Source organism: Caulobacter mirabilis (assembly GCF_002749615.1).
Lineage (GTDB): Bacteria > Pseudomonadota > Alphaproteobacteria > Caulobacterales > Caulobacteraceae > Caulobacter > Caulobacter mirabilis.
This window is the reverse complement of record NZ_CP024201.1, coordinates 4,269,166-4,291,398: the sequence shown is the minus strand read 5'-3', so window position 1 is coordinate 4,291,398 and position 22,233 is coordinate 4,269,166. Positions and strand designations below refer to the sequence as shown.

Below are 22,233 nucleotides of genomic sequence, written 5' to 3'. Positions count from 1 at the left end.
AGGGCGCGTGTCTCTCCCCTGACACCAAGTGCGAGGCGTCGGCCGCTCCCTCGGCCGCCGCATCAACGGGGGATTGATGCTGGATCACGAGAAACACCGCCTCCTGCGAGGCGTGGCGGCGGCGCCCGTGCTGGCCGTCGCTCTGGCCGTCGCCGCGCCGGCGTTGGCGCAGGAGGCGGCGCGGTTCGAGGTCCGCGCGTTTCAGGTGAAGGGCAACACCGTGCTGCCGTCCGACGCGGTCGAGCGGGCGGTGTATCCGTTCATGGGGCCGGACCGGACGGCGGACGACATCGAGGCGGCGCGGGCGGCGCTGCAGAAGGTCTATGAGGATCGCGGCTATATCGCGGTCTCGGTGTTCATTCCGGAGCAGTCGGTCGAGACCGGCATCCTGCAGCTGGAAGTCGCCGAGCAGACGGTCGGCCAGGTGGTGGTGCAGGGCGCCAGGAACGCCGAGGCGGTCCGCACCCAGGCGCCGTCCCTGACGCCGGGCGTGACGCCGAACCTGCCGGCCTTCCAGCGCGACGTGATCGCCCTGAACCAGAACCCGACTCGCCGGGTGACGCCGGAACTGAAGGCCGGCGCGGCGCCGGGCACGCTGGACGTGGTGCTGACCGTCGAGGAGGCCTCGGGCTGGCACGGTTCGTTCGAATGGAACAACTACTACAGCGCCGCCACCAGCGAGCTGCGGGCGGCGGCGTCGATCCGCTACGACAACCCGTTCGGACCGGATAGCCTGAGCTTCTCGGCCCAGACCGCGCCGCGGCGGACCGAGGACGGCACCGTCTTTTCCGCCAACTACATGCGGCGGCTGCGGGTCGGGACCCAGGCGATGGCCTATGTGGTCCACTCCGACAGCGAGATCGCCGTCGTCGGCGGGACCAACGTCATCGGCAAGGGCGACCTGATCGGCCTGCGGCTGATCCAGTCGCTCGGCGGCGGCGACGGCTTCTATCATTCGCTGACCGCCGGCCTGGACTGGAAGAACTTCAAGGAGGACGTGATCCTCGGCTCGGACCGCGCGGCGGCGCCGATCGAGTACTTCCCGATCACCGCCTCCTGGCGCGGCGACTGGTCTGGCGACACCCGTCGCGGCGACCTGACCCTGACCGGCGTGATGGGCCTGCGCGGCGTGGGCGACGGTCGCGATGTGTTCGACGCCAAGCGCTACAACGCCCGCCCCAGCTTCTTCGTCAGCAAGCTCGAGGGCTCCTATCAGGAGGAGCTGCCGCACGAGATGCGGATGGCGGCGCGGTTCACCGGCCAGTGGACCGACCGGCCGCTGATTTCCAACGAGCAGTTCTCGCTCGGCGGCCAGAACACGGTGCGCATCTACCGCGAGAGCGAGGCCATGGGCGACTACGGCCTGGCCATGCAGTGGGAAGTCAGCTCGCAGCCGCTGCTGGCGGACCTGCGCGGCGTCGACGAACTGCGCGTCTACGGCTTCTGGGATGTCGGCTTCGCCGGGATCCACGACCCGCTGCCGGGGCAGCGCCGGTCAAGCCAGCTCGCCAGCATGGGCGTCGGCGTCCACGGGCGAATTCTCAAACACCTCAACGGGCAGGTCGATGTCGGCACGCCCCTGATCTCCATGCCGGGCCGCACCGCGGGTTCGGTCTCCGTAAGCTTCCGCATCTGGGGGGAATTCTGATGTCTGTTGGTTCACGCCTGAGAAAGGGCGTCAGGAAGGGTGTCCTGGGCGGCGTCCTGGCGGCCGTCGCCGTGGCCGCGACGGCGACCCCGGCGCTGGCCTGGTGGGAGGCGGACTACGCCTACCGCACCAAGATCAACCTCAACGTCGCCGCCGCCGGAATCACCGGCGAGGTGGCCCGCGCGCCGGTGCTGGTGCGCCTGCATTCGGGCAACTTCAACTTCGCCGACGCCAAGGCGGACGGTTCGGACCTGCGCTTCGTGGCCGGCGACGATCGCACGCCGCTGAAATTCCATATCGAGCGCTGGAACGCCCAGGAGCAGCAGGCGCTGGTCTGGGTCGACGTCCAGGGCCTTCAGGCCGGGCAAGCCGCGGCGATCTACGCCTACTACGGCGCCGACAAGGCGACGGCCGCACAGGATCGTCCGGGGACGTACGGTCCGGACTATCGCTTGGTCTGGCATTTCGACAATGCGGGCGCGCCCCGCGACGCCACGGCCGGCGGCGTGACCGGCATCGGCGGCGAGGCGCGCAACGCCGGCGGCCTGATCGGCCAGAGCCTGCTGCTCGACGGCGGCTCGCCGGCGCAGATCCCGGCCCAGGCGTTCGGCGCCGGGCCGCTGTCGGTCAGCTTCTGGGTCAAGCCGGGCTCCGACGGCCAGATCCTGTCCATCCCCGGCGCGGCGAGCCTGGTCGTCCAGAACGGCCAGCTGTTCGTGGAGGCGAACGGCGCTCGCTCGGCCGGCGCGGCTCTGGCGACGGGAACCTGGGCTCATGTCGCCCTGGTCAACGACGGCAAGGCGACGCGGCTGTTCATCGGCGGCCAACCGGCCGGCGAGGTCGCTGGTCCGCTGGCGGCGGCCTCCGGGGCAGCGCTGCTGGGCCAGGGCTTCTCGGGCGAGATCGACGAGTTCCGGGTGGCCGGCGTCGCCCTGCCGGAGGCGGCCTTCCAGCTCGCCGCCGCCAGCGAAGGGCAGGGCGCCCGGCTGGTGACGACGGACACGGCCGAACAGGCCAAGACCGGCGGCGGCCACGACTATTTCGGCATCCTGTTCAAGGCTCTGACGTTCGACGCCTGGGTCGTCATCGGCGTTCTGGCGGTGATGCTGGCCATCGCCCTGTGGGTGATGATCGCCAAGGGTCTGCTGATCAGCCGGGTGCGTCGGGCCAACGAGGCTTTCCTGGACGGCTACGGCCGCGTCGCCCGCACCGCCGGCGACCATGACGGCCTGCCGGCCTTCGACCCGGGCCCCGACGCCGACGAGTCCAGTCTGGCGCGGCTCTACCAGATCGGCCGCGGCGAGTTGACCGACCGCCTCAAGGAAGGCCGCAGCTCCGGCTCGCGCTTCGCCATCCGCGCCCAGTCGATCGCCGCCATCCGCTCGGCGCTGGACGCCGGCCAGGTGCGCGAGAGCCAGAGGCTGAACGCCCGGATGATCCTGCTGACCATCGCCATCTCCGGCGGTCCGTTCATCGGGCTGCTGGGCACCGTGCTGGGGGTGATGATCACCTTCGCGATGGTGGCCGCGGTCGGCGAAGTGAACATCAACGCCATCGCCCCCGGCATCGCCGCGGCGCTGCTCGCCACCGTCGCCGGCCTGGCCGTCGCGATCCCGGCGCTGTTCGGCTACAACTACCTGCTGAGCCGCGTGGAAGACATCACCGCGGACAACCAGATCTTCGTCGACGAGCTCGAGAAGCGCATCGCCGAGACCTGGCAGGACGTCCCCACCGCGATCGCGGCGGAATAGGGGAGGTCCGAGCCATGCAGGTCCAGGGCAAGAAACCCTACAACGAGATCAACATCACTCCGCTGGTCGACCTGACCTTCGTGCTGCTGATCATCTTCATCCTGCTGACCACGGCGGCCGTGCAGGGGATCAAGGTCGACCTGCCGTCGGCCTCCTCGGCCCAGACCCTCAACGAGCCGAAGTCGCGGGTGATCGCCGTCTCCAACGACGGCACCCTGTCGATCGACGCGGTGCCGGTGTCGCTGTCGGAGCTGGAAGCGGAACTGCGCTCCAGCATGGCGACGACGCCCGACCTGGCCATCGTCCTGCGCGGCGATCGCACGGTGCAGTACGACCGGATCATGCAGGTCCTGGACCTGTGCTCGAAGGTCGGCGTCCCGTCGCTGGGCATGGCCTCGACCCGGCCGCCGGGCGGAGGCGCGTGATGGTCGCCGCCGCTCTGACCCCTACAGGCGGCTTCGGCGGGCCGGAGGGGCCGCGCCGCCGGTCCTCGCCGGTGACCTTCGGGCGGGTGATGCTCGTGCTCGGCGTCGGCCTGGTCGTGGCGCTGGTCTGGATGATGTCGACCCGGATCACCGTGACCGACCGGCCGAACACCCTGCGCACGACCCGGGTGATCCTGCCGCCGCCGCCCCCTCCGCCGCCGCCTGAGCCGGTGGTGCAGGAAAAGCCGCCAGAGCCGGTCCCGACGCCGATTCCGATGGAGCAGCCGACCGAGGCCCCGCCGCCCGAGGCGCCCTCCGAGCCGACCCAGGGCGACAACGCCCTGACGGCCCGCGAAGGGGCCGGACCGAGCAACTACGGCTTGGCGCGCGGCGACGGCTCCGGCGGCCGTATCGGCGGACGTCCCGGCGGGGGCGACGCCTTCGCCGCCTACGGCCAACTGGCCTTCGCCGAGATCCGGCAGGCGGTGCAGGCGGACCGGACGCTGAGCCGGGGCCGCTACACCAGCCAGCTGCTGGTCCAGGTGGACGCCGAGGGGCGCATCGTCTCGATCCGGCTGTTGCGCGGGTCGGGGGACGAGCGTCGCGACGCCGCCCTGCAGAAGGCCCTGACCGGGATGGTCCTGTCCCGCCGCCCGCCTGACGGCCTGCCCGCCATGCGCATCGAACTGAACGCCCGTACCGGCGCCTGACTCTCTGGGGATTACCGAGAATGAACCGCACCAACCGTCTCAAGCCGGCGCTGCTGGCCTGCGCCGCCGGCGTCACGCTGCTGGCCTCGCCGGCGCTCGCCCAGACCGTCGATCCGAACAAGCTGCTCGAGCTGATGGTCGCCAAGGGCCTGGTCTCCCGGGCCGAGGCCGACGCCATGATCGCCGAGGCCACGACGGCCCCCGCCAAGCCGCCGGTTCCGGCCGGCGGGGTCGCCAACGGCGTCCAGACCATCCCCTACGTCCCGCAGGTCGTGCGCGACCAGATCAAGGCCGAGCTGAAGGCCGAGCTGGGGACCCAGGCTCAGGCCCAGGGCTGGGCCGAGCCCGGCCAGACGCCGGAGTGGACCCGCCGCCTGACGCTCTACGGCGACCTGCGGGTGCGCGGCGAGGGCGTCTTCATGGACGACGGCAACGCCGACATCTTCGAGGACTTCGGCGCCATCAACGCCGGCGCCGGCCAGAACATCAACGACAAGACTCCCGGGTATGTCGGCCCGCCGTACCTCAACACGCGCGAGGATCGGCAGCGCGCGCGCATCCGCGCGCGGCTGGGCCTGAAGGCGCGGATCGACGACTGGATCTCGGCCGAGGTTCGCCTGGCCACGGGTAACGACTCCTCGCCCGTCTCGACCAACCAGACCCTGGGCGGCGGCGCCGGCTTCGGCAAGTACGAGATCTGGCTGGACCGGGCCGCGCTGCGGCTGACCCCTGTCGAGGGCGTCGCCGTCGACGTGGGCCGTTTCGCCAACCCGTTCTGGACCAGCGAGCTGCTGTTCGACGACGATCTGAACTTCGACGGCGTCGCCTTCTCGCTCAATCAGAAGGTCCGGTCGGACCTGACCGTGTTCGGGACCGTCGGCGCCTTCCCGATCTTCAACACCAACTTCAACTTCGGCTCGCGCAACGCGCCGGAGGGCAAGGGCGGACCCTACGCCAGCAAGGACAAGTACCTGCTGGCCTCGCAGCTGGGCGTCGAATGGACGCCGCGCGACGACCTGCGCCTGCGGCTGGCGGCCGGCTACTTCAACTTCGAGGGCGTCCAGGGCGAGGTGTCGAAGCCCTGCCAGTTCTACGAGGTGGTCTGCAGCACCGATCCGACCCGGCCGCAGTTCCAGCAGTTCGGCAACACCATGTTCCCGATCCGCAACGTGGTCCCCAACCCCAACGACCCGATCGGCAGCCCCGAGAACCAGTACTTCGGCCTGGCCTCCCCCTACGAGATCGTCAACGTCCGCGGCAGCGCCGACTTCGCCGCCTTCAACGGCTGGAAAGTCCGTTTCGAGGCCGACTACGTGAAGAACCTGGGCGTGGACGAATCGGTCATGCGCGCCCGGGCGGTCAACAACCTCGGTCCGACTCAGCGGATCCCCGATCCCAAGAACACCAACGGCACGATCCTCGTGCCCGGGAAGTGGGACGGCGGCTCGCAGGGCTGGTCGACCCGACTGACCGTCGGCGACATCGACCTGGTCGAGCGCGGCGACTGGAACCTGTCGTTCGGCTACCGCTACCTGGAGTCGGACGCGGTTCTCGACGCCTTCACCGACAGCGACTTCCACCTGGGCGGAACCAACTCCCAGGGCTGGACCGTCGGCGGCGCCTACGCCTTCGGCAGGAACACCTCAATCGGCTTCCGTTGGCTGTCGGCCGAGGAGATCGCCGACGCCCCGCTGTCGGTCGACAAGCTGCTGATCGACCTCCAGACCCGGTTCTGACCGACGCCATGACGACGGCTTCCGCCTTGCACGCGCCCCTCTGCGCCGGCCCCGGCCGCGAAGTCGTCGTCATGCGCCTCGTTCGGATCGCTGACCTGCCCTGCGTTCGGTTCCAAAGGGGCAGGCCGGCGGAGGCGGGCCGATGCTTAGTATCCTTGTCGGCGTCGGCCCGCCTCATCCCCCTTCTGCTGGCGCTGGTTCCGGGCCTGAGCCTGGCTCAGACGACGACCGAGCCGCCCAGGCCGGCGGACCCTGCGACGGTCTGCGTGCAGGTCGAGGTCGCCGGCTCCCGCGCCGGCCATCTCGACTGCGCCGCGGCGACGCTGCAGGAGGCCGGGCGACTCGCCCAGTCCCGGGCCCGCGCGGCCTTCGACTCTCCGGTCGTCGGCGTCCGGTCGCCGGACATCGCCAAGGGCGTGGCCAGCCAGGCGGCGCTGCGCCAGCGACTCGGTTCGAACTTCGGCCGGTCGCCGTATCCCCAACGTCCTGATCGCCCAACGCCGCCGCCGCGGCCCTCGGGGCGGCCATGACGCAGACTTCTCATCTTCAGGCCGCCGGCGCGTCGCGCCCCGCCTGTCCTCCCAATCGCCAGGCGGCCCGGGCCGCTACTCCTCTGGAGACCGTTCGATGACCCGTCTCGACTCGCGCTCGCTGCGTCGCCGCCTGCTGGTGGGGGCTTCGCTCAGCTCCATGCTTCTCGCCGGCGGAGCGGCGGAAGCCCAGGGCGGACGCGCGTTCGGCGGCCGCGGGGCGGGGACCAACCCGGCCGCCGCGGCGACCCAGGCCGCCCAGGCCGAGGCCGGCCGCGCGGCTGAAGCTTCCACCGCGACCCAGCGGGCGATCGCCACCTTCGCACGCGCCGCGGCGACCCGCGACGCCATGGCGGCGGCCCAGGCGGCCGCGCGCGCGGCCGCGCAGGCGGCGCAGAGCAACATCCCCAACGGACTTGGCCAGGGCGGTCTGAAGGTCGCCGACGGCGTGGCGCTGGACCCCAGCCTCTGGATCGGCGCCAAGGGACCGACCCAGACCACGGGCGCCGACGGCCGGACCGTCGTCACGGTCGGCCAGACCGAGCAGAAGGCGATCCTGACCTGGGACAGCTTCAATGTCGGCCGGGAGACCGACCTGATCTTCAATCAGGGCGGCCGCTCCGACTGGGTGGCGCTGAACCGGGTGACCGACGCCGGCGCCGACCCCAGCAAGATTCTCGGCCGGATCAAGGGCGACGGCTCGGTCTACATTATCAACCGCAACGGGGTGATCTTCGGCGGCGCCAGCCAGGTCAACGTCCGCAACCTGATCGCCTCGACGGCGAACATCTCGAACATCCAGTTCCTGGAGCGGGGGATCAGCGGCGGCACGATGCCGGGCGCGAATCCCTGGGAGCCGGCGGTTCCGGTCCCGGCCTTCACCAACGCCGGCGGGAACGTGATCGTCGAGGCCGGCGCGCAAATCACCACCAGCAAGCCCTCGACCGTGGTCGAAGGGGGCGGTTTCGTCGCGCTGTTGGGCGCCAAGGTCGAGAACCGCGGCGCCATCGTCACGGGGCGCGGCCAAACCATCCTGGCGGCCGGCGACAACTTCATCCTGCGGCCCGGCCTGGGCTCCAACGCCAACACGGGCTCGACCACCCGCGGCCTGGAGGTCGCGACGACCCAGAACGCCGGCAGCGCCAGCGGCGCGGTGGCCAACCGAGGTCTCATCGAAGCCTCCGAGGGCGACATCACCCTGGTCGGCCGCAACGTGCTGCAGGACGGCGTGGCGATCGCCACGACTTCGGTGAACGCGCGCGGCACCATCCACCTGCTGACGGATCTGCGTGATGCTGCGGCGACCGTCACGCTGGGCGCCAACGGCCTGACCCTGATTCTGCCGGAGCTCGACAGCAAGACGACGGCGACCAACGCCCAGCGCGACGCCCTGATCAAGGAATCGGGGACCGGCGTCGTGGGCGATCTGCTCAACAACCAGGGTATCGGCCGGTTGGCCTACATGCTTCCCGACCGCAAGGATCTGTCGCGGGTCGAGATCACGACGGGCGGCGTGGTCGACTTCCAGGGCGGCTCGCAGACCATCGCCCAGGGCGGGCAGATCGCCGTCGTCGGCCTCAAGCGCGTCACCGTCGCGGACAAGGCGGAGCTGAACGTCTCGGGCGTGCGCGGCGTCGCCATGGACATGGCGTCGAACAATCTGAAGGTGAACCTCCAGCCGTTCGAGCTGCGCGACTCGCCGCTGAACCGCGAGGGCGGGAACCTCAAGAACAACGACGTCTGGATCGACATCCGCGATCTGGTCCTGCTGCCGAGCGGTACGGGCGGACACGAAGGCGACCGCTACTACACCCCCGGCGGCCTGATCGAGGTCGGCGGGCACCTGGGCAACACCGCCCACACGGTCGGCGAATGGTTGGCCCAGGGCGGGACGATCAATGTCCGAAGCCATGAGATCGTGGCCGGCAAGGACGCGGTGTTCGACATCTCGGGCGGGTCGCTGGACTACAAGGCCGGCTGGATCCAGTCGACCCGCATGCTCGGCTCCGACGGCAAGCTGTACGAGCTGGGCAAGGCCCCGGCCGGGGTGAAGATGCTGTCGGTGGGCGACGCCTATGTGGTCAAGCACGACCGCTGGGGCGAGGCCTTCCAGCAGGTCTATTCGCATCCGCTGTTCAACTCCGCGCGCAGCGTGCGCTGGGAGGGGGCCTACACCGTCGGCCGCGACGCCGGCGTGCTGACGCTGTCGGCGCCGACGGTTCTGTTCGACGGCAAGATCGTCGCCGACGTCGTGGTCGGCGACCGCCAGACCGGCGCTCGGCCGACGACGCCGCCGATCATCAAGGACGGCCTGCTCACCGGCGCCTTCCCGAACCGCCTGGACGGCTACATCCTGCCCCAGAACGTGACCCCGCTGGCGGGCGGCTTCTATGTCGGCAACCAGATCTGGCAGCAGCATCTCCCCAGCCAGTCCCCCGAGCTTCCGTTCGCCAACAAGGTCGTGGTCGGCGCGGGTGGCGGCTCGGCCGGCGTCAAGCCGGGCACGGCCATCGCGCCCGACCTGGTCAACACGGTTCAGCTGTCGGCCGGCGACCTGAGCGCCGCGGGCCTCGGCGCGCTGCGGATCAACGGCGGCTCCGTCAAGATCGCGGGCGATCTGAAGGTCGCGGCGGGCGGCAGCGTCGCCGTCGAAGCGACGACCATCGCGGTCGAGGCCGACATCACCGCCCGCAGCGGCTCGATCTCGCTGGCCGCCGTGCCGCCGTGCTCGTCGGGTTGCCTCACGATCAGCGATCTTAAGGTGGCCGAGGGCGTGACGCTCGACGCCCGCGGCCTGTGGGTGAACATGAAGACGGGCGGCGACGCCCGCGACCTGGCGCACCTCGCCGGCGGTCGGGTCATGCTCGAGAGCCGTCAAGGGCGGCTGGACTTCCAGAAGGGCGCCCTGATCGACGTCTCGGCCGGCGGCGCGATCCTGGAGGACGGCAAGACCGTCGGCGCCCGAGGCGGCGACGTCGGCTTCGCGGTCAGTTCGTTCCCGCGCGGCAACGCCAACGAGATGATCCTCGGCGGCGACATCCGGGCCTATGGATCGGGCGACAAGGCCGGCGGGACGCTGACCATCTCGGCCGGCGGCCGGGCGATCACCATCGGCGAGGCTCTCCTGCGCGGCGGCGACGTCCTGGCCGGCGGCGAGGCGGCGCCCATCGACCTGCAGCTGCTTCAGGACGTGGTCCTCAAGGCCGGCGAGAAGCTGCCCTTCGACTATGCCTACACGATCAGCCACATCGGACCGGGTCAGCCGCTGCCGACCGGGGTCAACGTCCTCATCGACCCGATGACGATGCCGATCGACTGGGTCGTGCCGGATGGGCTCGAGGTCTACGACTCGAGCTTCAACGTCTACTACGGCGGCGACACGATCCCCGCGGGGACCGCCATCGAGTACGGCTGGGGAACGCTTCCCCAGGGCTTCGTCGTCACGCCGGAAGTCTGGCCGAACGGGATGGACATCCCGCCGATGGCGTTCAGCTACAAGAAGGGCGACATCCTCGCCGCCGACCTGACGCTGACCGCCGGCAGCACCATCGCCGCGGGCACCGTGCTGCCGGGCTCGGCCAAGGTGGCCAAGCCGCTGCACCTCGACACGGCGCTCTTCCAGACCGGCTTCTCCAAGTACGACATCCGCGCCGGGGGCGACCTGGTGATCGGCGGGAACACCAGGCTGGACGTGTCGGCGCCGGTTCGCCGCTTCACGGCCGACAGCGCCTTGGCGGCGAGCGGCGCCGCGCCGGAAGTCGCGCTGGAGCTGTGGCGCCCCGAGATGTTCCGCGAGGACGCCGCCAAGGGGCGCTTCGTCCAGCGGCAGGGCGCGAGCCTGAGCCTCAGCGCCTACGGCTGGGGCGACCGCAACTGGATGACCGGCTACGGCAACCCGATCACCGACCCGTTGCCGCTCGGCAAGTTCGTGCTGGCGGAAGGCGCGTCGATCCGGGTGGACGACGGCCAGTCGGTGTCGATCACCTCCGGCGACGCCATCCGCATCGACGGGCGGATCGAGGCCCGGGGCGGCAAGGTGACGATGGCGGCCGGTCCGGTCGAGAACATGCGTCGCGACCAGCCGCCGTCCTTCATCGTCTACGACAGCAAGCGGGCGATCTGGCTGGGCGAGAAGAGCGTCGTCGACGTGTCCGGCCGCGGGCTGGGCGCGGTCGGCGCCGACGGCCTGCGCTACGGCCAGGTCTCGAAGGGCGGCGAGATCTCCATCGGCGGCGAGCAGTCGGCCTACGTCGTGGTGCGCCCCGGCGCGCTGCTGGACGCCTCGGGCGCGGCGACGGAGATCGACTATCGCGCCTCGACCCTGTCCGGCGGGGACAAGTCTTCGCTCAAGCTGGCCAGCGACGGCGGGTCGATCAGCTTCCGGTCGCAGTACGGGGTCTTCCTGGACGGCGACCTGCGCGCGCATGCCGGCGGGGCCGGCGCCTCGGGCGGTACGCTGTCGATCGCCCTGTCGACCCCCTACTACATGCAGCTGGGCAACCTGAACGGCCGCGACATGCCGGACTTCATGCGCCGGCTGCGCGCCGTCGTCCTGGCTGAGAAGGGCGGCAGCGGCCTGGCGTCCGACCTCCAGTTCGGCGACTGCATCACCGGCTGCTGGACGCCGGGCCAGACGGTGGCGGAGGCCAACGCCGCCAACGCCGGCAAGCCCGACCTGGTCGGCCAGGCCCGTATCGGCGTCGACCAGATCAAGGCCGGCGGCTTCGGCAGCCTGTCGCTCAGCACCGCGGACGTCATCCTGCTGGACGGCGCGGTCGATCTGAAGCTGTCGCGCAATCTGACCCTGAGCGGCGCGATGGGCCTGACCAACGCCGACACCGACGCCAGCCTCAGCGCCGCCTATGTCCGGTTCGCCGGAGGCGGTGTTCCGTTGGGCAACGACCTGGTCCGCTGGGAGAATGGCTACGGGGCGCTGCAGAAGGTTCCGCGGCTCGGCAAGGCCAACCTGAAGATCACTGGCGGCCTGGTCGACATGGGCGCCGCCCGGTTCGGCGTCCAGGGATCGATCGGCCTCTCCGGCGGGCGCCAACAGATCTACGACTACAGCGGGCCGCGCCAGGTCGACATCGTCAGCCGGTCCGACATCCGCATGACCGGCGGCGAGGTGTTCTCGATGGGGAACATGTCGCTGACGGCGGCGCAGGTCTATCCGGTGACCGGGGCGAAGGCCGCCCTGTACTCGGGCGTCTACATGTACCGCCTGCCTACGGGGAACTCGTCGATCTACCAGACGCTGATGCCGGGCGGGACGATCAGCTTCCACAAGCTCCAGGGCGCGACGCCCTCGGCGCCGCTGTCGGTCTACGGCTCACTGACCGTCGGCGCCGACATCATCAACCAGGGCGGGGTGCTGCGGGCGCCGCTCGGCTCGATCACGCTGGGCGGCGGCGGCGACCGGTTCGTTCCCGGCTTCGACCAGGTCAAGCCGGGCCAGGTCGGCTGGTCCGGCACCTCGGTCACCACGACCGAGGTCAACCTGCTGCCGGGCAGCCTGACCTCCGCCAGCGCCAAGGACCTGGTCATCCCCTACGGCGGCACGGTGGACGGCCTCCGCTGGCTGCTGAACGGGGCCGAGCTGACCACCACCGGCCAGCAGGGCGTCACGGTGCTCGGCTCCCTGCGCGCCGACGCCGGATCGGTGCTCGACCTGTCGGGCGGCGGCACGCCGTCGGGCGCCGGTTTCGTTCCCGGGCGCGGCGGGTCGGTGGACATCCTGAAGACCGCGCTGGCCAACATCAGCCCGGCCTATGCCGGCCTGAGCAAGGCGGACAACAGCGTCTACGCGATCGTCCCGGGCTATGCCGGCTCGGTCGCCCCGACGGCCATCGACGGTCACGCCCAGCCGGGCGTCGGCCAGCAGATCGTCGTCCCCGAAGGCGTGAAGGGACTGCCGGCGGGCGTCTACACCCTGCTGCCGGCTGAGTACGCGCTGAACAAGGGCGCCTTCCGGGTCGAGCTGGGCTCCGGCGTTCCGGCCGGCGCGAACGGGATCACCCGCCTCGCGGACGGCTCCACGCACCTGGGCGTGACCACGACCGTGGCCAACACCGACATCCGCGGCGCGCTGAAGGTCGAGGCCATCCTCACCCCGGCCGACGTGGTCCGGACCTATTCGCAGTACAACGAGACCAGCTTCGGCGAATTCCTGGCCAAGGCCCCTGCGGCGGCGCTGTTTGGCAAGCCGCTGCCGGCTCTGCCGCAGGACGGCAAGACCTTCCTGCTCGCGTTGGTCCCGCCCAAGGAGGGGTCGGATCGCCCCGTCTTCTCGTTCAAGGGCAAGGGCCTGTTCGATGCGGCCGAGGGCGGCATCGGCGGCGGCCTGGCGGTCACCGCCGGCAACTACTACAGCGCCGATCAGTACAGGCTGGAGATCCTGGGCGACGGCGGCGTCGCCAGCGGCGCCGGCCATATCTCGATCCACGCCTCGGACCTGAACGCGGTCGGCGCGCGGGTCATGACGCTGGGCGGCGTGACCTTCCGACTCGTGTCGAACTTCGCCAGCGAGCTCCAGGTGATCGCCGGCGGCGGTCCCGGCAACGATCGGTTCAGCCCCACCGGCTTCAGCGGGATCGTGGTGCGCCAGGGCGCGGTGCTGGCCGGGCCGCAGGTCCTGCTGATCGCCGACCGCAACGCCGACATCACCGTCGAGGCGGGGGCCGAGATCAACACCCTCGGCAAGGGCAAGCAGGCCTTCGACTCGACGATGGGCTACACCCTGCGCGCGGACAACATCAACCTGCTGACCGTCTCCAACGGCCTGCTGGAGTTCACCAGCACGACGGCGACGGCCGGCAGCAAGGGCGTCATCCGGGTCAAGGACGGCGCCTCGCTCTACTCCGACGGCACGTTGAGCTTCGTGACCCCCGCCTCGGTCGAGCTGGGCGAGAACGTCAACTACGGCGCCCGCTACCTGGGCTTCTCGTCCGGCGCCGTGAACATCGGCGACCGCGCGGCCCTCGCCGCGGCGGCGGCCGACGGCGTCCTGCCGGCCGGCATCGCGCTGAACCAGACGGTCCTCGATCGCCTGATGCGCGGCGACGCGAGCAAGGGCGCGCCGAAGCTGGAGCGGCTGATCCTGTCGGCCAGCCAGTCGATCAATTTCTACGGCTCGATCAACCTGGACACCCGCGACCCGGCGACCGGCAAGTCGAACCTGCAACTGGTGCTCAACACCCCGGCGCTCTACGGCCGGGGCGGCGTCGGCGATGTCGCGCAGATCACCACCGGCACTCTGGTCTGGAACGGCGTCCTGGGCAGCCAGGGTCCCGACCCCTGGACCCGGACGATCATCACAGGTCAGCCGGGCGCGCCGATTCACAATGGCGCCGGCTCGGGCCTGGGCTCGTTGAACCTCGTCGCCGAGCGGATCGTGCTGGGCTACCAGGACGGCGTGGCGATCAGCGCCAAGCCGCCGCTGAACCGGCTCGCGCTCGGCTTCAGCAACGTCAACCTGACCGCGTCGAAGCAGATCGAGGCCAACCACGTCGGCGAGCTGGCCGTCTACCAGTCGCAGGCCGAGTACGGGAAGCCGGGCCAGGGCGGGGTGCTGAACATCACCACGCCGCTGCTGACCGGCCAGGCCGGTTCGAAGATGCATTACAAGGCCGGCGACCGCATCGCGCTGGCGGCTCCGGCCAGCGGAGGATCAACCGAGGCGGCCAAGCCGCAACTCGGCGCCGAGATCAAGATGACGGCCGGCCACATCAAGGCCGACACCGCCATCGCCCTGCCCAGCGGCCGACTGGTCATGACCGCGACCCAGGGCGACGTCGTCCTGGGCGGCAAGGCCCGGATCGACATGGCGGGCAAGGCGACCGACTTCTTCGGCGAGACCCGCTACGGCTGGGGCGGCGACGTCGAGCTGGAGAGCGCGCGCGGCGGCGTTCTGGTCTCCGGCGGCGCGGTCATCGACCTGAGCGCCGACTACAACCACGCCGGCACGCTGAAGGTCACCGCGCTGAACGGGACGGTGACCCTGGACGGCAAGATCGACGGCCAGGCGCGGAACGGCGGCAAGCCGGTCAACCCGTCGCTGCGCAATGGCGGGATCGACATCCGCGCCGGCGCGATCAGCGATTTCGCCGGTCTCAACCGGCGCCTGACCGAGAACAACGTCACCGACAGCCGCAGCTTCGTCATCAAGACCGGCGATCTGGTGATCGGCGACGAGGTGAAGGCGCGGCAGGTGACCATCGCCGTCGACGGCGGCGATCTCACCGTGCTCGGGCGGATCGACGCCAGCGGCGCGCGGGCAGGGTCCATCCGCCTGTCGGCGCGCGACGACCTGACCCTGGCCTCGACCGCGGTTCTGGACGCCAGCGCCAGCAAGACCGTGGTCGACGGCTACGGCGCCCCGATCGAGGCGTCGAACCGCGGCAACATCGAGCTGACCAGCGCGGCCGGCGTGCTGACCCTGGCCTCCGGCGCGACGCTGGACCTGTCCTCGGCGGACGGCGTCAACCGCGGACGGGTGGAGCTGAACGCGCGGCGTCTGGGCGGCGACGACATCGCCATCGACGCGCGCGGTCCGTTGACCATCCGCGGCGCCGGCAGCCTGTCGGTCAACGGCTTCCGGACCTACCAACCGGCGGGCGGGGTGATCGACCAGGCGCTGATGGACGGCATCCATCTGGATAGCCGCGCCTTCATCGACGCCGCGATCGTCAACCAATCCCTGCTGGCGCGTGTCGAAGGCCTGCGGGCCTACAAGGACGCCTTCCACCTGCGTCCTGGCGTGGAGCTGGTCAGCGCGCCGGGCGGCAAGCTGACCGTCTCGGGCGACCTGAACCTGGCCGGCCACCGCTACGCCAGCCTCAACCCGAAGACCCAGCAGACCGCGGTCTACGGCTCGGGCGAGGCGGGCGTCCTGCTGGTCCGCGCGGCCGATGATCTGGACATCTACGGCAGCATCACCGACGGTTTCGACAAGCCGGCCCGAACCCCGGACGACAACGGCTGGGTGCTCTACAACAACAGCGAAGCCGGCGGCGTCGGCGCCTGGCCCGCGGACCATAAGCTGTCGGCGCCGGTGCGGTTGTCGGCGGGCGCCTCGTTCGACAAGGGCGTCACCCTGACTTTCGACGCGCCGGTCCAGAACTTCAGCGTCGTGGCCAACACCGTGATCGCCGCCGACACCCGGCTGGCGCAGGCGGTGACCCTGCCGCAGGACTGGGTGGCGACCTCCGCCATCCGCCTGCCCGACGGCACGCTCATCGAGCGCGGCGCGATCCTGAAGGCGGGCACGGTCCTGCCGGCGGACGCCCAGGTCGGGAAGGGCGCGCTGTTCCCGATGACGGTGCAGCTGCAGGCCATGACCTGGCCGAAGGACGCCCCGCTGCCGGCCAAGATGACGCTGTCGCAGACCACTCAGCTGAGGACAGGCGACGTCATCCCGCGCAACAGCTTCGTGTCGATCAAGGGCCTGGCCGGCCTGCAGACCGAACCGGTCGTCCTCGACAGTCAGTACACCCTGATCGGCGGCGCCTCCGGCGGCGGCGTGACCTCCATCCGGGGCGGCGCCGGCTCGACCGTGGTGCTCGACTTCGACATCGAGGTGCGTTCGCTCACCGAGATCCGGACCGGGGTCTACATCCCGTTCGGCTTCGTCAACTCCAGCCTGATCATCTCCCGGGCAGGGCCGTGGGTCGCGCCCGTGGACATCTGGGCCAGCAAGGCGGCCTTCGAAGCCGGCGCCGCGCCGATCTTCTCGAAGGGGGCCGTGGTCGGCGCCGGCAAGTTCGTTCCGGCCAACAGCTACTGGGCGGCGGGGGCGATCCTGCCGAGCCAGCTGGGCACCTCCCGGTCGATCACGGCCACGGTCATTCCGGCCGGAACGCCGATGAGCGTGTTCGCGAACGACGTGCAGCTGAACCGGAACGTCACGGTGAACGCCGGGACGCTGATCCCGGCCGGCGTGAACCTGCAGCTGCTGAACGCCAACAGCCTGCACAACACCCGCCCGGTCCAGGCCGATGGGACGCAGGGCCGCATCTGGGCGGTCGCGCCGATGCTGGCGCCGGGGTCGGAGTCCTGGTCGATGCGCCTGGTCGCCGGCGCCGATATCGGATCGTCGGACGGGCGGACCCTGCGCGCGGCGACGGATCTGGCCGCGGCGGGCCACGCGGGCGACCTGACCCTGTCGGACCGCCACTATGTGAACCCGCAGGCGACCACGGCCGACGGTTTCACCCGGAGCTGGCTGGACGGCCTGAAGCTGATGCAGAACTTCAGCGTGATCCGGACCGGGATCGGCGCGCTGGATCTGCTGGCGGGCGGCAGCTACGAGCAGCTGTCCCTGTACGGCGTCTACACGGCCGGAACCCCGTCGGCCGAGATCGGCGGCAAGACCCTCGACGGCTACAATGTCTACAACCAGCCGCGCGCGACCCTGGCGGGCGGCGGCGGCCTGGCCAATCCGTGGATCGGCCAGAACTTCGCCGGCTACGCCGACGCGGTCCGGGCCTATCAGGCCTGGTATCCCGAGCACGGCGGCGACCTGCTGCTGGCGGTGCAGGGCCGGTTGACCGGCTACAGCACCAACCGTGATGCGGCCTACCAGCGCGTGGGCAGCGGCAACGTCGGCAACTGGCTGTGGCGTCAGGGCGGCTATGGCGTCGCCAAGCAGCTGGGCCAGGACGTTCCGACCGCCTGGTGGATCAACTTCGGCGGCTATGTCCCGAACAACTCCACGAGCGTCGGCGACTTCGTGAACTTCAACGGCCCGATGCTTGAGGGCTTCATGGGCATCGGCGCCCTGGGCGGCGGCAACCTGACCGTCCGGGCCGGCGGCGACGCCGGCGTCCACCAGGACTGGGGCGTCACCGGCGAGGGCTTCAGCGACGCCACCAGCCGCACGATCGCGGGCTCGGGCCTGAACTTCGCGGTGGGCGGCACCGGCCGGGTCACCGCGGTGATCCGCAACGCGGGCATCGTGACCGGCGGTTCGGTGGTGCAGACCGGCGGCGGGGATATCGACATCCGCCTCGGCGGCGCGCTGAACCCTGGATCCGCCGACCGCACGCCGACAGACCTGGGCGGCAGCGTGACCAACCTGCGCGGGGACATCTCGATCCTCGCCGGGGCCATCGGCAACATGAACTACGTCGCGGCCGCGGACTCGGTGGATCCGCGCCGGGCCGATCCGACGCGGCCGGCCCTCCGGCCCGGCTTCGGCGGATTGACCCTGGTCATCGGCGACGGCGACGCGCGCCTCGACACGCGGGGCGACCTGGTTCTGGCCGCCGTCGGGGATCCGGGCGCGACATCGGCTTCGGCCGCCTCGGTCTCGCTGGGCTACGTGGACGCCAACGGCGACTACGTGCGTCCGGACGGCCTGACCATGCGGACGACCTTCTCGCTGTGGCGCGAGGACACCAGCGTCAGCCTGTTCAGCGCCGGCGGCGCCGTGACCCCGATCGTGCGTCCGGCGATGGGCGACTCGATCTCGTTCAACGCCGGCCTGCGCGACGGCCGCTACTGGTATCCGCCGATCCTGCGGGTCACCGCGGCCCAGGGAAGCATCTTCTGGAACGCGTCCAACTGTGACGAGTACTGCTCCACCGACGGCATCCTGCCGCTGGAGCTGGCGCCGTCGCCGCTGGGCCGGGTCGAGTTCCTGGCCGCGGTGTCGATCCTCGGCGGCGGTACGCGCTACACCGACGCCAAGGGCTACTTCTCGGCCGGCCAGCCGATCGCCATGTCCGGCATGTCCAACTCGCCGGACCTGCTGCCCAATCCGTTCCGGCCCACGTGGCTGACGGAGTTCCTGCGGACGCCGGAGGTCAACCCGAACCTCCTCCGTCCGGTGAACGGCAACACCACGCGCCTGGGCACGTTGCTTGCCTTCCAGAAGGACACCGCGACCGGAACCCTGATCTCGGGCCGCAAGAAGCCGGCGCTGTTCTATGCCGCGGACGGCGACGTCAGCAGCCTGAGCTTCGGCTTCATCACCTACGACGGCCAGACCCAGCTCTACGTCAGCTCGGGCGCGGTCGATGTCCGGGCCTCCCGCGACATCGTCAACCTGGGCACGGGTCCGGCGCTGGGCTGCAGCCCCGCCGGCCCCGTCGAATGCCGCAGCGACGCCTACCTGTTCGGCGTCTACAACGCCGGCGGTCTGGTCGTGCACAACGACAAGGCTGACATCTCGCGGATTTCGGCCGGCCGGGACATCATCTACGGCAACATGACCGTGGCGGGTCCGGGCAACCTGATCGTCGAGGCGGGCCGCAACATCTATCAGGCCGACAAGGGCCGCTTCACCAGCATCGGGCCGCTGTTCGACATCTCGCCGTCGACCCGCAACGGCGGCGCGGGCATCTCGATCATGACCGGGGTGGGCGCCGGCGGGCCGAACTACGACGCCTTCGCCAGGCTCTATCTCAACCCGGCCAACCAGGCCGAGGCGGGCCGTCCGCTGGCCGAGCAACCGGGCAAGGTGGTCAAGACCTACGACAAGGAACTGAGCGCCTGGCTTGAGGAGAGGTTCGGTTACAAGGCCGCCGACGCCAAGGCGGCGTTGACCTACTTCGAGGGCCTCGACCCGCTTCAGCGCGCCGTCTTCGCCCGCAGCGTCTACTTCGACGAATTGAAGGCCGGCGGCCGGGAGTACAACGACGAGGCCGGTCCGCGCTTCGGCAGCTATCTGCGGGGCCGCAACGCCATCGCGATGCTGTTCCCCGAAAAGGGCGCCGACGGCAAGGCGATCTCCTACGAAGGCGATCTGACCATGTTCGGCGGCTCGGGCGTCCGGACGCTGTTCGGCGGAAACATCGAGATCCTGGTGGCCGGCGGCCAGACCCTGGTCGGAGTCGGGGGCGTGCAGCCGCCGGCGACGGCGGGCGTGCTGTCCATGGGGTCGGGCGACATCGACGTCTACTCGCTGAAGTCGGTGCTGCTGGGCCAGAGCCGGGTGTTCACCACCTTTGGCGGCGACCTGATGATGTGGTCGGCGGAAGGCGACATCAACGCCGGCCGCGGCTCCAAGTCGACGGCCGTCTATCAGCCGCCGCGCCGGGTCTACGACCCCTACGGCAACGTCACGCTGTCGCCGCCGACGATGAACACCGGCGCCGGCATCGCCACGCTGAACCCGATCCCGGAGATCCCGGCGGGCGACGTCGATCTGATCGCCCCTCTCGGCACGATCGACGCCGGCGAGGCGGGCATCCGGGTCTCGGGCAACGTCAACCTGGCCGCGCTGCAGGTGGTCAACGCCGCCAACATCCAGGTCAAGGGCAAGGCCGTCGGCATCCCGGTGGTCGCGGCGGTGAACACCGGCGCCCTGACCGCCGCTTCGTCGGCGACCAGCTCGGTGATCGCCGAGGCTTCGCGCCTCGCCGAGCGCGCCAAGCCCGCGACCAACGACATCCCGGCCATCATCACCGGCCGGTTCCTGGGCTTCGGCGACTAGCCGGCCCGCCCGGGGGGCGTGAACCGACGCTCCCCGGAACCCCTGAGACTGGAGTTATCCCATGACCGACGCGTCCAAGGCGCCTGCCGCCGAGCCGTCGCTGGATCTGCCGCTCTTCTATCGCGAGCCCCATCCCCTGAACGGCATTCATCATGCCGATTGGCGGCTGAAGGACGGCGACCTGGGCTTCGCCGCAGATACGGCCTTCTCGCCCATCGTGGTGGCCGAGCTGGCCGCGGCGGCCCGCTGCTATCCCGTCGTGTTCTCGGCCGGCGAGGTCGCTCAGCCGATCGCGATCCTGGGCCTGGAGCAGCGCAACCTCTTCGTGACCAACGGCCGTTGGGCGGAGGACGCCTATGTTCCGGCCTATGTCCGCCGCTATCCGTTCGGCTTCATCGCCACGGTCAATCCGTCCGGCTTCGCCCTGGCCATCGACGCGGCGTCGGATCGTGTCGTCACGGCCGGCGAGGAAGGCCGCGCCCTCTTCGAGGAGGGGCGTCCCACGCCGCTGACCCAGGAGGCCATGGCCTTCTGCAACGCCTTCCAGGCCGAAGCCGACGCTACGCTGGCGTTCGCCGCCGCTCTGCGCGAGCAGGACCTGCTCATCGACCGCCGCGCGGACGCCACTTTGCCGGATGGCCGCCAGCTTGGGCTGGACGGCTTCCAGGTGATCGACACGGAACGGTTCGCAAAGCTTGATGATGCTGTCGTACTCGACTGGCACCGCAACGGCTGGCTGGCGTTGGCGCATTTCCACCTGGCCTCCCTCGAACGCTTCGGCGCGCTGCTGACCCGGCAGGGTGCGGCCCAGCCGGAGCCCGCGACCTCGTCGAAGAAAGCCTAAGTCCATGATGCTCCGTTCGTTCGTCCCCGCCGTCGGCGCGCTCGCCGTCGCGCTGCCCGCTTTCGCCCAGCCCGCGCCGGCCGCCCAGCCGCTCGGCGGTCCCGTTGTTCCGGGCGTCTGTCTGCTGTCGCGTGAGGCCGTCTTCGCCAACGCCGCCGCCGGCAAGGCGGCCAGCACCCGCCTGGCCGACCTGACCCGGACCGCCCAGGCCGAGGTCGAGGCCGAGCGCCAGCCGATCGAGACCGAACTGCGCGCCCTCGAAGGGCAGCCGGACAACCCCGCGCGGCGCCAGAAGGCCGAGGCCCTGGACGCTCGCTGGCAGACGCTGCAGCAGAAGGCCGCCCACGCTGGCCGCGAGATTGAAGCGACGCGCGCCAAGGTCATGGAGCGTATCGCCAACGAGGCCCAGCCGGTGGTCGCCCAGGCCTATGCGGCCAAGAAGTGCGGCCTGCTGCTGGATCGCGGTTCGGCGCTTGGCGGCAACTTCGCCAACGACCTCACCGGCGACGTGGTGAAGGGGCTGGACGCCAAGCTGGCCACGGTCACCTTCGAGCGGGAGCGCCTCCCGCAGCCGGTCGCGGCTCCCGCGCCGGCCGCTCGCTGATGGGCGCCGCGGCGCCGCGTTGGCGGACGTTCGCCGTCGGCCTGGCGGCGGCGCTGGGCCTGGGCGGCGGGGCGCAGGCCCAGCCGCCCGCGCCGGGAGAGGTTCCAGCCGGATGGATCGCCTACGCGGAACAGGTCACCGCGACCGTCTCCGCCTGGCTGTCTGAGGCAGCGGAGCCGGCCGTCCGGCTGCGTCGGCGTCTTTCCGAAGCGGCGCCGGCGCCCGGGCAGGCGGTCTCGGTCGAGGTCAAGCTCTGGATCGACGCGGACGGCGGGGTTCGTCGGGTCGCCACGGTCGCGGCCGGCGACGAGGATATGGAGCCGGATCTGCAGGCGCTCTCCGCCGGTCGGCGCTTCCCCTCGCCGCCGTCGGGGATGGTACAGCCTCTCCGTCTGGCTCTGGACGCCGAGCCCGGCGAATCCTCGCCTTCGCCGCGCTGATCGCCTTTCAAAAGAATGGGCTCCGCAACCAGGCGGAGCCCTAGGAGAAGGTCGTCCGCCGAGATGGGGGAAGGCTCTCGACGTGGTAAATACAACCCAAAGTCGAGATTTGC

Annotated in this window: 10 protein-coding genes; all 10 read left to right on the top strand. The window is 70.6% G+C overall.

The window, feature by feature from the left end:
- Positions 1 to 76: 76 nt before the first annotated feature.
- The 10 genes from CSW64_RS20345 to CSW64_RS20300 all read left to right on the top strand — a co-directional run bounded on the left by CSW64_RS20345 (position 77) and on the right by CSW64_RS20300 (position 22,120).
- The gene (locus tag CSW64_RS20345) at positions 77 to 1,648 is read left to right on the top strand and encodes a ShlB/FhaC/HecB family hemolysin secretion/activation protein (RefSeq protein WP_099623817.1); all 1,572 of its coding nucleotides are present in this window, start codon (positions 77 to 79) and stop codon (positions 1,646 to 1,648) included.
- Positions 1,648 to 3,399: a MotA/TolQ/ExbB proton channel family protein gene (locus CSW64_RS20340; protein WP_099623816.1), complete on the top strand. Its 1,752-nt coding sequence runs from the start codon at positions 1,648 to 1,650 to the stop codon at positions 3,397 to 3,399. Before CSW64_RS20345 ends, CSW64_RS20340 begins: the two co-directional genes overlap by 1 nt.
- Positions 3,400 to 3,413: 14 nt before the next feature.
- A complete protein-coding gene (locus tag CSW64_RS20335; RefSeq protein ID WP_099623815.1) occupies positions 3,414 to 3,824 on the top strand; it encodes an ExbD/TolR family protein in 411 nt (136 codons plus the stop codon).
- Positions 3,824 to 4,534 carry a TonB C-terminal domain-containing protein gene (locus tag CSW64_RS20330; protein ID WP_099623814.1) on the top strand — a complete coding sequence of 237 codons (711 nt, stop codon included), beginning with the start codon at positions 3,824 to 3,826 and terminating at the stop codon, positions 4,532 to 4,534. The genes CSW64_RS20335 and CSW64_RS20330 overlap by 1 nt, the downstream gene beginning before the upstream one ends.
- 20 nt (positions 4,535 to 4,554) lie before the next feature.
- The gene (locus CSW64_RS20325) at positions 4,555 to 6,270 is read left to right on the top strand and encodes a putative porin (protein ID WP_099623813.1); all 1,716 of its coding nucleotides are present in this window, start codon (positions 4,555 to 4,557) and stop codon (positions 6,268 to 6,270) included.
- A 155-nt stretch (positions 6,271 to 6,425) separates the two neighbouring features.
- Positions 6,426 to 6,800, top strand: coding sequence for a hypothetical protein (locus tag CSW64_RS20320; RefSeq protein WP_099623812.1), 375 nt, complete (start codon positions 6,426 to 6,428; stop codon positions 6,798 to 6,800).
- 97 nt (positions 6,801 to 6,897) lie between these two features.
- Entirely contained in the window at positions 6,898 to 20,232 is a 13,335-nt protein-coding gene (locus CSW64_RS20315) for a filamentous hemagglutinin family protein (protein ID WP_099623811.1), read from the top strand.
- Positions 20,233 to 20,293: 61 nt separating this feature from the next.
- Positions 20,294 to 21,076, top strand: a complete 783-nt coding sequence (locus tag CSW64_RS20310) for a SapC family protein (protein ID WP_099623810.1) — start codon at positions 20,294 to 20,296, stop codon at positions 21,074 to 21,076.
- Between the two features lie 4 nt (positions 21,077 to 21,080).
- On the top strand, positions 21,081 to 21,680 hold the full coding sequence (locus tag CSW64_RS20305) for an OmpH/Skp family outer membrane protein (RefSeq protein WP_099623809.1): 600 nt from the start codon (positions 21,081 to 21,083) through the stop codon (positions 21,678 to 21,680).
- A complete protein-coding gene (locus tag CSW64_RS20300; RefSeq protein WP_099623808.1) occupies positions 21,680 to 22,120 on the top strand; it encodes a hypothetical protein in 441 nt (146 codons plus the stop codon). The genes CSW64_RS20305 and CSW64_RS20300 overlap by 1 nt, the downstream gene beginning before the upstream one ends.
- Positions 22,121 to 22,233: the final 113 nt, after the last annotated feature.